The 2,647-nt window shown below is 71.4% G+C and carries 4 protein-coding genes; 3 read left to right on the plus strand and 1 reads right to left on the minus strand.

What is annotated here, in order from left to right:
* On the minus strand, positions 1-642 hold a 642-nt coding region (locus CR470_RS37215; RefSeq protein WP_179892511.1), incomplete at its 3' end, for a sensor domain-containing protein.
* 232 nt (positions 643-874) lie between these two features.
* Here CR470_RS37215 and CR470_RS37220 point away from each other — a divergent pair.
* From CR470_RS37220 to CR470_RS37230, 3 genes are all read left to right on the plus strand, one after another.
* Positions 875-1,318 carry an NADH-quinone oxidoreductase subunit A gene (locus CR470_RS37220; protein WP_373561477.1) on the plus strand — a complete coding sequence of 148 codons (444 nt, stop codon included), beginning with the start codon at positions 875-877 and terminating at the stop codon, positions 1,316-1,318.
* Positions 1,309-1,998 (plus strand): NADH-quinone oxidoreductase subunit B, encoded by a 690-nt coding sequence (locus CR470_RS37225; RefSeq protein WP_097872136.1) that lies wholly within the window; start codon positions 1,309-1,311, stop codon positions 1,996-1,998. Before CR470_RS37220 ends, CR470_RS37225 begins: the two co-directional genes overlap by 10 nt.
* A partial coding sequence (locus tag CR470_RS37230) for an NADH-quinone oxidoreductase subunit C (protein WP_143663979.1) occupies positions 1,995-2,647 on the plus strand: 653 nt, incomplete at its 3' end. The genes CR470_RS37225 and CR470_RS37230, both read left to right, overlap by 4 nt.

Below are 2,647 nucleotides of genomic sequence, written 5' to 3' on the forward strand. Positions count from 1 at the left end.
GACCAGGCGGGCCTGGGCGCCGTCGTGCAGGTCGCGCTCGATCCGGCGCAGGTCGGCGGCGGCGGTGTCCACGACCACGCCCCGGTCCGACTCCAGCTCGGCGATACGCCGCTCCAGCTCGTCCGAGGGCGACAGCAGCCCGCGCGCCATCGCCCGGTCCACCGTCGTCAGCCCCCGCGTGATGAACGGCAGCACCGGCCACAGGACGAACAGGCTCGCCAGCGTCACCGCGAACGTCAGCACCCCCCACGGCAGTCGGACGAACCCGTACAGCAACGCCCGCCAGCCCACCGGGTCCTTGAGCCCCGCCCACAGCCGGGCGAAGAACCCCTGATCCCGGTGGCCGCGCGCCAGCGGACTCGGCTCCTCGACCCGGACGCCGAGCATCCGCCGCGCACGCCACCGCTCCAGCCGGCCCAGCAGCCGGGAGCCCTGGAGTCCACCGACCAGCAACGGCAGACCGATCACGGTGACGGAGAGCCCGGCGCCGACGGCGATCACGACCACGGTGTAGACGAACCCGACGACGGCCAACGGCAGATTGGCGAGCAGATACGCGACCTCCCGCCAGGCCCACCGGTCGAGGGCGAAGCGGGCGGGCGGCAGCCGGTCGGGATCCGGCACGGAAGGGCTCATGGTCATACCCACAGCCTGCCGGGCCGCCCCCGCGCGCACCATGGGGCTCATGGGTGGGGCGAAGTAGGGATAACCCCACCTGATGCCCGACGCGGCTGCTTACGCTCCGTTTAGCAGGCCCTAGACTCCCGTGCGTACAAACAGGTACAGGTACATGGGACAGATGCGGACGACGAGGGAGCGAGGGGCGGACGTGGCCGACGTTACGGACGTGACCGGCGTGGCGGACGCGATGGGCATGACCGGCGTCTCGGACGCGATGAGCGGGTCCGGCGTGTCCGGCGTTCCGGTGGACGGATCCACCACGCTCGCCTCGGAGTATTTCCAGAGCTATTCGGTCATCGGTCTGCTCGCCCTGGTCGGCGTCCTGTTCGTCGCCGTGGCCTTCGGAGCCGGGCGACTGCTGCGCCCCGTCGTCCCCACCCCGGAGAAGCTGCTCACCTACGAATGCGGCGTCGACCCGGTCGGCGAGGGCTGGGCGCACACCCAGGTCCGCTACTACGTCTACGCGTTCCTGTACGTGATCTTCGCCGTCGACTCCATCTTCCTGTTCCCGTGGGCCACGGTGTTCGCGGCGCCCGGATACGGTGCGACGACCCTGGTCGAAATGTTCGTCTTCCTCGGCTTCCTGGCCGTGGGACTGCTCTACGCATGGAAGAAGGGCGTCCTCGCATGGGCCTGACGAGTCGGCCGACCCCCGCGTCGCAGCAGTCCGCGCCCCCTTCCGACCCGGTCCTCCTGCCCGAGCCCAAACGTCTCGGCGTGCTCTCCCGACTCGCCCCCGAGCCGATGAAGGTCGTTCTCAACTGGGGCCGCCGCTACAGCCTCTGGGTCTTCAACTTCGGACTCGCCTGTTGCGCCATCGAGTTCATCGCCGCGTCCATGGCGCGCCACGACTTCATCCGGCTCGGCGTGATCCCGTTCGCCCCCGGACCCCGTCAGGCCGACCTCATGATCGTGTCCGGCACGGTGACGGACAAGATGGCCCCGGCCGTGAAGCGGCTGTACGAGCAGATGCCCGAACCGAAGTACGTCATCTCCTTCGGCGCCTGCTCCAACTGCGGCGGCCCCTACTGGGACTCGTACTCCGTGACCAAGGGCGTCGACCAGATCATCCCCGTCGATGTGTACGTACCCGGCTGCCCGCCCCGGCCCGAGGCGCTGCTCCAGGGCATTCTCAAGCTCCAGGAGAAGATCGCGCGCGAATCCCTCGCCGAGCGTTACGCCTCCGGGGGCACCGGGGGCACCGGTTCCATGGGTGGCGGCCCGTCCACCGAGGCCCTGCGCAGCGGCCTGGTGGCCGCGCCGACGACGCCCGCCCCGACGGCAGCGGCCCCGACGCCGGAGGAGGAGCGGCGATGAGCGACAGCGACCAGCACACGGAATCCGCCGCCGAGGCCTACGACCGGCTGCCGGACGCGGTCACCGACCTGTTCGGCGACCGAGCCACGGCGGAGTCCGCGTACGACCTGCTGACCGTCGACGTCCCCGCCGCCGCATGGCTCACCGCGCTGCGGACCGCCCGCGACGAACTCGGGTGCACCTACTTCGACTGGCTCAGCGCCGTGGACGAACCGGGCACGGGCTTCCGCGTCTGCGCCCATGTCGCGGCCCTGCGCCCGGGTACGGTGCGGCGGCTGATGGTACGCACGACCGTGCCGCACGAAGCGGCGGTCCTGCCCAGCGCCATCGACGTCTACGCGGGCGCCGCGTGGCACGAGCGCGAGACCCACGAGATGTTCGGCGTCGCGTTCGACGGTCACCCCCACCTCGTACCGCTGCTCCTGCCGGAAGGTTTCGAGGGCCACCCGCTGCGCAAGGACTTCGTCCTGGCCGCGCGCGTCGCCAAGGCCTGGCCCGGGGCGAAGGAACCGGGGGAGCCGGCGGAGGGCCACACCGGTCCCAAGCGTCGCGCGATGCTCCCGCCCGGGGTCCCCGACCCGAACGAATGGGGCCCTCTGAAGGGCCAACTCCCCCCGGCCGCCGCCCGCCCGGGCCGATCGCCCCGCCC

Source organism: Streptomyces sp. rh34, assembly GCF_002551245.1.
Classification (GTDB): domain Bacteria; phylum Actinomycetota; class Actinomycetes; order Streptomycetales; family Streptomycetaceae; genus Streptomyces.